The organism is Streptomyces achromogenes subsp. achromogenes (assembly GCF_000720835.1).
Lineage (GTDB): Bacteria > Actinomycetota > Actinomycetes > Streptomycetales > Streptomycetaceae > Streptomyces > Streptomyces achromogenes.
On sequence record NZ_JODT01000018.1, the window covers coordinates 30,514 to 43,000 of the forward strand.

At 74.4% G+C, this 12,487-nt stretch carries 10 protein-coding genes; 3 read left to right on the forward strand and 7 right to left on the reverse strand.

The window, feature by feature from the left end; genetic code table 11:
* The first annotated feature begins 32 nt into the window (after positions 1 to 32).
* Positions 33 to 1,373, forward strand: a complete 1,341-nt coding sequence (locus IH25_RS0119375) for an amidase (RefSeq protein ID WP_030611641.1) — start codon at positions 33 to 35, stop codon at positions 1,371 to 1,373.
* A 9-nt stretch (positions 1,374 to 1,382) separates the two neighbouring features.
* Here the strand turns inward: IH25_RS0119375 and IH25_RS0119380 are convergent, their stop codons facing one another.
* Positions 1,383 to 1,868 (reverse strand): GNAT family N-acetyltransferase, encoded by a 486-nt coding sequence (locus tag IH25_RS0119380; protein ID WP_030611644.1) that lies wholly within the window; start codon positions 1,866 to 1,868, stop codon positions 1,383 to 1,385.
* 58 nt (positions 1,869 to 1,926) lie between these two features.
* Complete coding sequence (locus IH25_RS40730) at positions 1,927 to 2,100, reverse strand: hypothetical protein (protein WP_106980714.1); 174 nt, start codon at positions 2,098 to 2,100, stop codon at positions 1,927 to 1,929.
* Between the two features lie 495 nt (positions 2,101 to 2,595).
* Between IH25_RS40730 and IH25_RS0119390 the strand changes: the two genes are divergently transcribed.
* On the forward strand, positions 2,596 to 2,991 hold the full coding sequence (locus IH25_RS0119390) for a hypothetical protein (protein ID WP_030611647.1): 396 nt from the start codon (positions 2,596 to 2,598) through the stop codon (positions 2,989 to 2,991).
* A 124-nt stretch (positions 2,992 to 3,115) separates the two neighbouring features.
* Here the strand turns inward: IH25_RS0119390 and IH25_RS0119395 are convergent, their stop codons facing one another.
* The 4 genes from IH25_RS0119395 to IH25_RS0119410 all read right to left on the reverse strand — a co-directional run bounded on the left by IH25_RS0119395 (position 3,116) and on the right by IH25_RS0119410 (position 9,633).
* A complete protein-coding gene (locus IH25_RS0119395) occupies positions 3,116 to 4,609 on the reverse strand; it encodes an SDR family NAD(P)-dependent oxidoreductase (protein ID WP_030611651.1) in 1,494 nt (497 codons plus the stop codon).
* 350 nt (positions 4,610 to 4,959) lie between these two features.
* Positions 4,960 to 6,312: a wax ester/triacylglycerol synthase family O-acyltransferase gene (locus IH25_RS0119400; RefSeq protein WP_030611654.1), complete on the reverse strand. Its 1,353-nt coding sequence runs from the start codon at positions 6,310 to 6,312 to the stop codon at positions 4,960 to 4,962.
* 120 nt (positions 6,313 to 6,432) lie between these two features.
* Entirely contained in the window at positions 6,433 to 8,754 is a 2,322-nt protein-coding gene (locus IH25_RS0119405) for a GH92 family glycosyl hydrolase (RefSeq protein ID WP_030611658.1), read from the reverse strand.
* 153 nt (positions 8,755 to 8,907) lie between these two features.
* The gene (locus IH25_RS0119410) at positions 8,908 to 9,633 is read right to left on the reverse strand and encodes a (2Fe-2S)-binding protein (RefSeq protein WP_030611660.1); all 726 of its coding nucleotides are present in this window, start codon (positions 9,631 to 9,633) and stop codon (positions 8,908 to 8,910) included.
* A 241-nt stretch (positions 9,634 to 9,874) separates the two neighbouring features.
* Between IH25_RS0119410 and IH25_RS42340 the strand changes: the two genes are divergently transcribed.
* Entirely contained in the window at positions 9,875 to 11,143 is a 1,269-nt protein-coding gene (locus tag IH25_RS42340) for a DMT family transporter (RefSeq protein ID WP_245172831.1), read from the forward strand.
* On the opposite strand, the gene IH25_RS0119425 is transcribed toward IH25_RS42340, so the two are convergent.
* The gene (locus IH25_RS0119425; RefSeq protein ID WP_030611665.1) at positions 11,113 to 12,330 is read right to left on the reverse strand and encodes a transglycosylase family protein; all 1,218 of its coding nucleotides are present in this window, start codon (positions 12,328 to 12,330) and stop codon (positions 11,113 to 11,115) included. The genes IH25_RS42340 and IH25_RS0119425 overlap by 31 nt on opposite strands.
* Positions 12,331 to 12,487: the final 157 nt, after the last annotated feature.

The window sequence follows — 12,487 nt, forward strand, 5'->3', positions numbered from 1 at the left end:
GCGCGCAGCCGACGACCATCCGAGGAGCGTCCGTGAGCAGCTGGGCCGGCCGGAGTGCCGCCGAGATCGCCGCCGCCGTCCGCGAGAAGCGGGCCACACCCCGGGAGGTGGTGGCCGAACACCTCGCGCGGATCGAGCGGTCGGACGGGCGGATCGGGGCGTTCCGGAAGGTCCGGGCGCGGGCGGCGCTCGCCGAGGCCGACGAGGTGGCCGCCCGGGCGGAGCTGACCGGTCTGCCGCTCGCGGGCGTGCCGGTGGCGGTCAAGGACAACCTGGCGGTGCGCGGCGAGTCGTGCCGCAACGGCTCCGCCGCCACTGCGGACACCCCGGCCGCCGAGGACCATGTGACGGTGGCCCGGCTGCGCGCGGCGGGTGCGGTGGTGGTCGGCCTGACGAACGTGCCCGAGCTGTGTGTCTTCGGCACCACGGAGGGCCCGTACGGCATCGCCCGCAATCCCTGGGATCCGTCCCGCACGGCGGGCGGCTCCTCCGGCGGCAGCGCGGCGGCGGTGGCCGCCGGGCTGGTGCCGCTGGCGCTGGGCAACGACGGGATGGGCTCGTTGCGCATCCCGGCCGCGAACTGCGGGCTGGTCACGCTGAAGCCGGGGCACGCGGTGGTGCCGGCCGGGATCGGGCACGGGGACTGGTTCGGCATGGCGGAGAACGGGCCGCTGGCCACGACGGTGGAGGATCTGCGGCTGATGCTGGGCGTCCTCGCCGACGCGGAGTTCGTACGACGGGAGGAGCGAAGCCCGTTGCGGATCGCCGTCGCGCTGCGCAGTCCGCTCGCCGGGGTGCCGGTGAGTCGGCCGTATACGAACGCGGTGCGGCAGGCGGCCGGGGCGCTGGCCCGGTCCGGGCACCGGGTGCGGCGGGCGGAACCGCCGTATCCGCTCTCCCTCGGGGTGACCGCGCTCCAGCACTGGACGGCCGGGACGGCGGTGGACGCGGAGGGCCTGGATCCGGCCCGGCTGGCCCGGCGGACCCGGGTGCACGCGGCCGTGGGCCGCCGCTTCACCCGCGCGGTCCGCGGCGGGGCCGCCCGGGACCGGTTGCGCGCCCGGCTGACGCCGTTCTTCACCGAGCACGACGTGCTGCTCACCCCGGCCCTGGCCCGCCGTTCCCCGCAGGCCGGGCCGTGGCACGAGCGCGGCTGGCTGCGCAACGTCCTCGCCAACTCCGCCTCTTCGCCGTTCACTCCACCGTGGAACCTGACCGGCTGGCCGGCGATGTCCGTACCGGTGGGCACCCTGCCCTCGGGCGCCCCCTGTGCCGTACAGCTGGTGGGCCGGCCGGGCACGGAGTCCCTTCTGCTGGGCGTGGCCGAGGAGTTGGCGGAGACGCTCCCCTGGCGACGGACGGCGGGAGGGTGACGACGGGGCCTAGTCCAGCGCCCGGTACATGATGTGCAGCCCCACGCTGCCGTGCCGCGGGTGCTCGAACGCCTGCGGGACCGTGCCGAGGATCGTGAAGCCGAGGGAGGTCCACAGGGCGACGGCGGGGTTGGTCTCGACGACGGCGTTGAAGACCATCGCGCGGTAGCCGTGTGCCCGGGCCTCGGCCAGCACGTGGATGGCGAGGGCCCGGCCGGTGCCGCGGCCGGTGTGGTCGGGGTCGACCATGAAGCCGGCGTTGGCGACACGGGCGGCGGGTCCGCCGTAGTTGGGCGTGAGGTAGGCCGACCCGACCACGGCTGCGCTGTCGTCCTCGGCGACGTAGACCCGCTTGGCCGGGCTCATCCACAGCTCGCGGGCCGCTTTCTCGGTGGTGTGGGGGTCCCAGGCGTAGGTCTCGGCGGCGGCGACGATCCGGTGCCAGAAAGGCCAGATCCGCGGCCAGTCCCCGGCCGTGGCGTCTCTGATCAGCATGGGCGCGAGTCTGTCACGCCCACGCGGACGGCGATGGCGGCGGGCCGGGGCGCAGGGGTCAGTCCACGCTGGGCAGGATGTGCGGCTCGGCCAGGTCGTCCTCGTAACCGGCGAGGCGGATCGGGGCGGAGCGGGCCCACACCTCGAGGCTGCCGAGTTCTCCGGGCCGGCGGCGCCTGCGCTCCGCGCGTTCCTCGGGGCCCTGTTCGCGATTCGTCTTCTCCGGTGTCACCGCGCACTCCTTATGTGTCGGGTCACCCTCGGGGCATACCGGACAGTCCGCGCCACGGCGCCGGACGCCCGCTCGGGTCTGATGCGAAGGCCGATCACGGACGCGGTGGCGCCGGTTTCCGCTGCCGGAGCAGGCGGTTGTGGACCGGCGTGCCCCAGGACGGACGGTGGGTGTGGGTGAGACCCCGTACTGTTGTCCGTCGACTCCCAGATTAACCAAATGAGCGGACATCCGCTCGATAGGGAATGCAAACAAGCTGTAACCACTGTGCTTCGCGCGGCCTCCCAATAGCCCCCAATATGGGGCCTTTTCCCACAAGATGCTCACTCGTACGACGTCCGGAATCACCCGTACGGCGGATATGAACGAACGCCTCTTCGAAATAAGTTGGGGAAAGGTTGACCGACCCGGCGCAGTTCAGGCGCCGTTGGCCGGGCGGCAAACCGGCCATGGTCTGCTGACGCGGCAACGGCTGTCTCGCGGAAGGACTGACGCATGGAGCTGCGCAGCGTCGAGGAGCTGATGGACCTGCTGTACGCCTGCCGGCACCGGCACGCGCTGCGCACCGCCGCGCTGCTGCGCCGCGGCCGCCCCGTCGACAAGGAGCTCCAGGTGGCGGGCCTGGTACGGGGCATCGGGCCGGTGCTGTGCCCGGGCGACGAGGCGGCCGGGGCGGACGGCGCGGCACAGGCGGTGCGTTCCCTGCTCGGGGAGCGGGTGTCCCGGCTGGTCCGCGCGGACGCGGACCCGGCAGACGACGATGTGCGGCGGCTGTGCCAGGCCGAGGAGGAGGGCCGCACGGCCGCGTTCGACGCGGGCGTGCTGGAGGACTGGCGCACCGTGCTGGAGCTGGTGGCGGCCCACCGGTCCCGGCTCGGCGCGCTCGACTGAGACACGGCCGGCCGGGGTACGGCGCCGGCCGAGTCACGGTGCCTGCCGGGACACGGTACCTGCCGGGACACGGGCGCTCAGGCGCGGAGGGCCGGGGTGTGCCCGGCCAACGCCCGCCCGCCGCTTACCACTTGCCGGGCGCGTAGTCCTTCAGGAAGACGCCGTACAGGTCCTCGCCCGCCTCGCCGCGCACGACCGGGTCGTAGACGCGGGCGGCACCGTCGACCAGGTCGAGCGGGGCGTGGAAGCCGGCCTCGGCGAGGCGCAGCTTGTCGTAGTGGGGGCGCTCGTCGGTGATCCAGCCGGTGTCGACCGAGGTCATCAGGATCCGGTCGGACTCGAACATCTCCTGGGCGCTGGTCCGCGTCACCATGTTCATCGCGGCCTTGGCGGCGTTGGTGTTCGGGTGGCCCGCACCCTTGTAACCACGGCTGAAGACGCCTTCCATGGCCGAGACGTTCACGATGTACGCCCGTCCGCTCGACGCCTTCCGCGCGGCCTCGGCCATGGCCGGGCGGAGCTTGCTGATCAGGATGAACGGCGCGGTGTAGTTGCACAGCTGGGTTTCCAGCAGTTCCACCGGGGAGATCTGGTCGATGGTCTGCACCCAGGTGTTGGTGTCCACGACGTCGGGGAGCAGACCGCCCGCGTCGATGGCGGTGCCGTCGAGGTGCCGGGCGACACTGGCGTTGCCCGCGACGAGGGCGAGGTCGGCCACCTTCTGGGCGTCCAGCCCGCTGGTGCCGACGGGCAGCGCGGCCAGGCCGTCCACCGCGCCGGAGTTGAAGGCGCCGATGACGTGGTGGGCGGGCAGCTCACCGGCGGGCAGCGGGGCGCTCTCGCCGTCGACCAGGGCGGCGTAGGCGGAGGGCAGGCGGCGTACGGTCTGCGTGGCGTTGTTGATCAGGATGTCCAGCGGGCCGGCCTCGGCGACCCGGTCGGCCAGCGCGACGGCCTGGGCCGGGTCGCGCAGGTCGATGCCGACGACCTCCAGCCGGTGCAGCCAGTCCGCCGAGTCCTCCATGGCCTTGAAACGGCGGATGGCGTCCTTCGGGAACCGGGTGGTGACGGTCGTGTGCGCGCCGTCGCGCAGCAGCCGCAGCGCGATGTACATGCCGATCTTGGCCCGGCCGCCGGTGAGCAGGGCGCGCTTGCCGGTGAGGTCGGCGCGGGCGTCCCGCTTGTCGCGGTTGAGGTCGGCGCAGTCCGGACAGAGCTGGTGGTAGAAGTAGTCGACTTCCACGTACCGCTGCTTGCAGGTGTAGCAGGAGCGCGGGCGCTGGAGTATCCCCGCGATCCGGCCCGGCTCGACCTTGGAGGACGGCAGGATGCCCTCGGTCTCGTCGTCGATGCGCTCGGCCGAGCCGGTGGCGGTGGCCTCGGTCACGGCGCGGTCGTGGGCGGTCTTGGCGGCCCGGCGCTCCTGGCGGCGGCGCTGCTTGACCACGCGGTAGATGTGCGAGGTGGCCCGGCGCACCTTGATCGCGTCGGGGTGGTCGACGTCGAGCCGGTCGAGTTCCTCCAGCACGCTCAGGCAGACGGCGAGCCGCTCGGGGTCGATACCGGGCCCGTAGACCATTTCGTCCATGGACGCCGAACCGTCCTCTGTCACCGTCATCGCGCTGCCGTTCCCCTGGTCACCGAGCGGCGCTCCGACTCGCGCCCGCTTCGAACAGCGAATTTTACGGAGCGCCGGGCCGGTGGGCCAAACCGCCGTGGTTCCGCACCCGCGGGCCAGGGCCGGCACGGCCACCGTACCGGGTACGGGCGGGGCACCGGGAGCCGGCCGGATGCCCGGTTCCCCGCCCGGCGACGCGCCTTCCGAGCCGCGCGGACGGCGCCCCGAGGCGGCCGTGACCGTCGGCCCGCTCCCGCCGGGCGGGCCGCCGGTCACGGACCGGTCGTCACCGGACCCGGTCCAGCCCTCACGGGTCCCGGACCGGTCGTCGCGGGGCCTCGGAGCGGTCGTCACCGGTCCCGGACCGGTTCCCGGTGGTCGCAGGCCGTCAGCAGTGTCGTCATCTCCGCGGTGACCGCCCGCGCCAGCCGGTCCAGGTCCGGTACGGCCCGCGCGTCGGCGACCAGCCCGTAGTGCACGCGCCCGCGGTACGTGGAGATCGCGACCGCCAGCGCCTGGCCGGGGGCGAGCGGGGCCAGCGGGTACACCTCGGTCAGCTCCTGGCCGCCGAGCCGGAGCCCGAGGCCGGGCAGCGGCACGCTGGTGACCAGGATGTCGAACCACAGCCGGGCCGCCTGGCCGACCAGTGGCCCGCCGAGCCGGTGGCCGAGGGCCGGGACGTGGTCGGCGAGCAGGGCCACCGCGCCGGCGCCCCGGTCGGGCCCCGCGTCCTTGTTGCGGACCATCGCGGTGCGCACGGTGTGCAGCCGGCCGAGCGGGTCGCTCTCGTGCACCGGGAGCCGTATCAGATAGCCGGAGAGCCGGTTGCCCTGTGGCTGGGCGGCGTGCGGCCGGCGCCGGGAGACCGGGATCAGGGCACGGGGCGCCACCCCCTCGCTGCCGTCGCCGCGCTCGTCCAGCCAGCGGCGCAGGGCCCCGGCCACGACGGCGATGAGGACGTCGTTGACCGTGCCGCCGGCGCTCTTGCGCACCCGGTGCACCTCGTCGATGTCGAGGACGGCCCCGGCGACGCGGCGGGTGCCGCTGGGCGCGGCGATGAGTGCGGCGCACGGGCGCATGCCGAGGGTGGACCGGGCCAGCGAGGTGCCGATGTCCAGCGCCCGGCCCATGTCGGTGAGCACCCCCCGGACCAGCCCGGGGACCCGCGCGGGCAGCCGGCGCACGTCGGGCAGCGGGTCGCGCGGCGGCTCGATGACGCGGGGCGCGCGCTCGGGCAGGTCCACGGGGTCGAGGACGCCGGCGGCGAGCTTCAGGGCGCGCAGCCCGTCGGCGAGGGCGTGGTGGAACTTGAAGAGCACCGCGAAGGAGACCCCGTCGGCGCCGGGCAGCACATGCGCCTCCCACGGAGGCCGGCCGCGCTCCAGCGGGCGTTCCATCAGCCGGCCGGCGGCCGCGTGGAAGTCGTCGGCGGGGGCGTGCAGCCGGACGTGGTCGAGGGGGTCGAAGTGCGGGTCGGTCTCGCGGGCGGCGCCGCCGAAGGCGAGCGGCTGCCACCGGTCGCGGATGCGCAGGCGCAGGCCGGGGACGGCGGCGGCGCGGGCGGCGAGCAGGTCGGCGGCGTGCGCCCCGGCGGTCGGCGAGTGCGCGCCGAAGATCCCGAGCGCGCCGAGGTGCATCGGGTGCCGGCCGGACTCCATGTTCCAGAAGGCCAGGTCCAGGGGGGCGAGCAGGTCGGAAGTCACGGGCTTGCCTCACGCGTCGGCGACGGGTGGATCAGCAGTCAATCCCCGGCGGGCGATTACGGTCAAGTACGACCACATTACGTTCAGTTAAGGTCGGATTAAGTCGTGAGGCATCAGAGGTCACCGCAGGACGGGCGGCGCCGCTTCGGGTGCGGTGCCCCACGCCGACGGGCGCGGGCCGACCGTGAAGGCGAGGGAGCGCAGGGAGCGCAGGGCGCCGGTCGTCAGATAGGTCCGGCCGTGCGGGGTGCCGTCGGCGCGTACGGCCTGGACGTAGCGGTCGGCGGCCGAGGTGCCGGGCGCCGTCACGGTCAGCCGGCCGCTCGGCCAGTAGCGGCGGTCCAGGGACAGGTCGACCCGGTCGAACACGGGGGTGGTCAGGCCCCAGGTGCCGTAGCCGGGCTGGACCGGGAAGAGCCCGATGGCCGACAGCACGTGCCAGGCGGACATGGTGCCCAGGTCGTCGTTGCCGGTGAGGCCCTCGGGGCTGTCGGTGAACAGGGTCAGCGCCGCGTGCACCACGTCCGTGGTCTTCCAGGGCCGGCCGGTGGAGAGGTAGGTGTACGGCGCGATGAGGTCCGGCTCGTTCATCGGGTTGTAGACGGCGGCGTTGTAGTAGGCGTACGGGTCGCCGTGCACCCACACCTCGCGCGCGGTCCGCTCCGGGTCGGCGAGCAGCCGGTCGTAGGCGAAGAAGGCGTCGAGCCGGGCGTCGGCCGCGCTCCTGCCGCCGATCAGCCCGACCAGACCGGGCACGTCCTGCGGGACGAGCCACTGGTACTGCCAGGCCGTGCCCTCGTGGAAGCCGGTGCCGCGGGCCGGGTCGGGCGGGCCGGCGAAGGCACCGGAGGCGTCCCGGGCGCGGAAGAAGCCGGTGGCGGGGTCGAAGACGTTCCGGTAGTTGCGCGAACGGGCGGCGTAGCGGGCGGCGTCCTCGTGGTGCCCGAGCCCGCGGGCCATCTGGGCCAGCATCGCGTCGGCGAGCGCGTACTCCAGGGTGACCGAGGCGCCGTAGTGGTAGTCGGAGTCGCCCATCTTGGCGTACGGGCGGCCCGCGACGTAGGGCGCGAAACCGCGCGCGATGTACTCGGCGTTGGCCTCCCGGCCGACGCCCGGGTAGGCGGCGGGCGGCACGCCGTCGGCGTTCCGGCGCAGCGCCCGGTAGGCCCGCTCCTCGAAGCCCTTCAGCAGGCCGGAGTGGTAGGCGGTGGTCAGGAAGGGGGTGACGGGGTCACCGGTCATGATGTTGGTCTCGACCGGGCCGTAGCCCCACTTGGGCAGCCAGCCGCCGTCCTCGGCGACCGCGACCACCGACCGGGCCATGTCCCGGGCCTCGCGCGGCGCGAGCAGGGCGAGCAGCTGGGCCTGGGTTCGGTAGGTGTCCCACAGCGACCAGTTCTGGTAGTAGGTGAACCCCCGGGCGCGGTGGGCGCGGCGGTCCCAGCCGAAGTAGCGGCCGTCGGCGTCGCCGCCGATGTTGGGCGCGAGGTACGACCGGTAGAGCGAGGAGTAGAAGGTCCGGCGCAGCGCGGGCGTGCCGCCCCGCACCCGGACGGTGCCCAGCCGGCGCTCCCACTCCTCGCGGGCCCGGTCGCGTACGGCGTCGAAGGAGCGGCCGCCCTCGGCGCGCAGGTTGGCCGCGGCGCCGTGCGCGTCCACGTACGACAGCGCGGTGGTCGCCTCGACCACGCGGTCGCCGGTGGTGTCGAAGCGGACGTAGGCGCCGCCGGCTCCGGTGCGGGCGCCGGGGGTGACGGTGCGGCCGTCCCAGGTGCCGTAGGCGGTGAAGGGCCGGCTGAAGCGGGTGATCGTGTGGACGGTGTAGGGGCCGGTGTCCCGGCAGAAGCCGTGGCCGGTGATCTCGGTGCGCACGGTGCGGTCGTCCAGGATCTCCACCGCGCTGCTCACCGGTTTGTGCAGCGCCTGGGCCGCGTTCAGCAGGACGTTGGCCTTCCCGGTGGCCGGGAAGGTGTAGCGCTGGACGCCGGTGCGGGCGGTGGCGGTCAGCTCGGCGCGGATGCCGGAGGCGAGGCCGACCCGGTAGTAGCCGGGGCTCGCCGCCTCGTCGTCGTGGGAGAAGGCCGCCGCGTACCGCGCGTAATCCGTTTGGGTGATGTCGCCGGTCGTGGGCAGCACGGGGAGGTCGCCGCCGATGCGGCAGCCGACGCCCGAGAGATGGACCAGGGAGAAGCCGCGGACACGGTTGTGCGTGTAGTCGTAGCCGGTGCTGTGTCCGGTGTCCGGGGACAGTTGCACCATGCCGAAGGGCACGGCCGCGCCGGGGAAGGTGTTGCCCTCGTTCCGGCTGCCGATGAACGGGTTGACCAGCTCGGTGAGGCGGCCGTCGGCCGGCTCCCCGGCCCGTGCGGCGGGGGTGGCGATCAGCGCCGAGGCTGCCATCACCCCGGCCATGCACCAGCGCGTGCGCCGGGTCCCTCTCATGTCGGATGACCTCCGCGGGTTGGACATCGTTGCCTGCATCCTGAAGGCCGCGGGGCGCGAACCCGGGCATTCCGGGTTGTTGGTGTGGAACGCGTCGCGCCGAGGGGGCTGTCGTCGAGGCTGACTGCCGGGTGCGGGGGTCCGTCAGGGCGGTCAGCCCGGTGGGCGGGTGTGGCAGCAGTCGCCGCAGAGTCCGCCGCCGGGCACCCGGTAGTACAGGCAGCAGCTGCGGCGCCGGAAGGACGTGCCGGTGCGCACTCCGGTGGCGCCGAGCAGCGGATGGGCGAACAGTTCGCCGGTGAGGGCACGGGTGCGGGCCGCCACGTCGGCACGGTCGTGGGCGCGGGCCCAGCGGCCCAGTTCCCGGGCGGTCGCGGCCAGCGCGGAGCCCGCGTTGCCCCACAGCAGGCCGGCCGCGACGCCGTAGCGGGCCCGCAGCACCGCCGCCAGGGGCTCCAGATGGCCGTGCAGCACGGTGGTGGCCAGCGTGGCCGCGTCCCCGGGCAGGGCGCGCACCTCGGTGAGCCACAGGTCGTCGGGGGCGGTGGCGCCCACGTCCCAGCGCAGCAGGCCCGCGTCCAGGTCGGGCAGCCGGCCGTACAGCGCGGCACAGCCCAGGGCCGCCGACCACAGCCGGGCGGCCAGCCCCTGCTGGGCGAGGGAGGCGGCCACCCGGGGCTCGGCGGTCCGCAGCCGCTCCCCCACCACGGCGATCCGCGCGGCGACCGGGTCCCGGCCGGGCGGCGGCACCCGCGCGTAACCGTCCGCGAGGAGCGGCAGCCCCCGAGGATCCGCGGTGCCGGGCGGAGCGGGGAGGGTGCGCAGCACGAAGAAGCCGCCGAGCGGGCGCAGTGCGGCGAGATCGCGGTCGAGATGCACGACAGCACTCCTACCAGGCGCGCCGCCGGGGCGTAGCGGCGGGTGCCCGTCCGTTGTCAGACCGGTGTGAGACCGGTGTCAGACCGCCAAGGGATGAGCGGCACGCCGGTGTACTGCAAAAGCAGTAGGCGGCATTGCGCTCAGGGACGACGACGGGAAGATCACGAAAAGGCAGAGTGTCGGTCATGGAAGCCGATCGCATACGGGCCGAGGACAGCCACCGCCCCCAGAGGAGACGCCGATGAGCGCCTTGGCGTTGTCCGTGCTCCTGTCGGTCGTCTCCGCCCTCGCCTACGCGGGCGGAGCGATCATGCAGGAGCAGGTGGCGGTGTCCTCCGCCGGCAGCGCACCGGTGCGCCGGCCGGGCTGGTGGGGTGCGCTCGCGCTCAACGGCCTCGGCGGTGCGCTGCACGTCGTGGCGCTGGCCTACGGGCCGCTCAGCCTGGTGCAGCCGCTCGGCGCGCTGACCATCGTCTTCGCCCTGCCCATGGCGGCGTTGTGCGTCGGCCGCCGGGCCGGGGCGACCGCCTGGCGCGGCGCGCTCATGGCCACGGCCGGTCTCGCCGGTCTGCTGTCCCTGGTCGGCTCCTCCGCCACGCACTCCCTCACCGCCGCGCAGCGGCTGGCCGTCGCGCCGGCCGCCGGCGCGGCGGTGGCGGCGCTGGCCTTCGCCGGGCTGGCCGTGCACCGGCATCCGGCGGTGCGCAGCGTGCTGCTCGCCACCGCCTCCGGCGTCGCCTTCGGCATGTCGTCGGTGTTCACCAAGACCGTGGCCGTGGACTGGACGCACGGCATCAGCCTGGGCGCGCTGCCCTCGCTCGGGGTGATCGGCGCGTTCTCGGTCGCCGGTGTCCTGCTGTCCCAGCTGTCCTACCGGCACGGCGGCCTCGCCGCTCCGCTGGCCACCCTGACCGTGGTCAATCCGGTGCTGGCCGCCGCGGTCGGCGTCCTGATGTTCGGTGAGTCCTTCCGCCACGGCACCGCGGGCACCGTGCTCGCCCTGGGCTGCGGGGTGGTGGCGGCGGGCGGCCTGATCATGCTGACGACGGAACGGCTGGAGCACGCGCAGGCCCAGGAGTCCTTCGGTACGGGCCCGGCCGACGCCCCGGTGAAGCCGGCGCCGGCTTCCCCGACTGCCCCGGCCGCCCCCACCCCGGCTGTTCCCCCGGTGACCCCGGTGACCCCGGCCGGACCGTCTGCCGTACACGCGCTGCGGGACACCGCGGGGCCGGCCCTCGTGCCACGGCAGCGCGGGGCGGCGGACACCGGGGCGGAGCTGGCCGGGAGCGGAACGGAAACCGGGAACAGGACAGAGACAGAAGGCAGGACAGACGGCGAAACCGGTACGGAGGCCGGGGGTGCCGGGCCGCCGCCCGAGGACGTGGCTTCGGTGCCGTACGTCCCGTTGTCCGTGCGCTTCCCCGTGCCGGTCCCGCTGCCGGTGCCGGTGCCGGTTCCGTTGCCTGCGGCCTGCCCGCGTCAGATGGCCACGCCCCCGGCCCGGAGGTAGGCGAGCGGGTCGACGTCCGACCCGAAATCGGGTCCCGTCCGCACCTCGAAGTGCAGGTGCGGACCCGTGACGTTGCCCGTGGAGCCGGAGCGGCCGATGCGCCGGCCCGCGGTGACGTCCTGGCCGGCCCGCACGGAGATGGCGGACAGATGGGCGTACTGGGTGTAGCGGCCGTCGGCGTGCCGCAGCACGACCTGGTAGCCGTACGAACCGCCCCAGCCCGCGGCCACCACCCGGCCGGCCGCCACCGCCCGCACGGAAGTGCCGGTCGGCACGAGGAAGTCGACGCCGGTGTGGTAACCCTTCGACCAGTGTGAGCCGGCCACGTGATAGCCGGTGCCGACGGACGCGGTCACCGGGGCGACGCGCGCGTGGTGGGTCGGAGGCGGCGTGTGATGGGTACCGGGATGCTCCGAAGGGGCTTTGTGCTTCCGGGACTTGGGCGGTTCCGGAGTTTTGGGGGGTGTGCTCCTGGTCCGGGTGCCGTTCAGGCTGAGCCGCTGGCCCGGCAGGATCAGGTCGGGATCGGAGCCGATCGTGGCACGGTTGCCCTCGTACAGCCCCCGCCAGCCGCCCGGCACGCGCTGCTCGCCGGCGATGCCGGAGAGGGTGTCACCGCGCACCACGGTGTACATCTCGGCCCGGCCAGCGCGGGACTGCGGGGTGGTCTGCGGCCGGACGTCCCTGACGGAGGAGGCCGGGTGCACGCCGGTCCGCGCCGGGCGGACGGCCGCGGAGTCGGTGTGGGCCGACCGGGTGGCCGCGGAGTCGGTGTGCGCGGCGTCCGTGCCGCCGCCCCGGGTCGGTTCGGCGCGGGTCAGTCCGGCACGGGGTGCGCACGCCGGCCAGGCACCGGGACCCTGTCCGTCCAGCACCTTCTCGGCGACGGCGATCTGCTCGTACCGGGTGGCCAGGTCGGCGCGTGGCGCGTAGCGGGTGCCGCCGTACGCCTCCCAGGTGGACCGGGTGAACTGCAACCCGCCGTAGTAGCCGTTGCCGGTGTTGACGCTCCAGTTGCCGCTGGACTCGCAGGCGGCCACCTTGTTCCAGGTGGCCGCGTCGGCGGCGTGCGCGGTGCCGGCGGCGACCAGCGGGATGGCGAGGCCGGCGCCGCTCGCCGTGACGGTGAGCGAGGCGCGGTTGATCCTGTTCGGCTGGTACCGGCGGTGCCGGCCGCGTGCGGCCATGTCCGAATTCCCCTCGGCATGCGTCAGGAGGGGCAAACGTAAGGGCCGCGAACTGGCCATGACAAGGACGGGAATCGGCCTGCCACCGGGGCCAAGTGGCCGGGAACACACCGCTGTTGACCGAGCGGCGACCGGTCGCCGAGGCGGGGGCACTCGC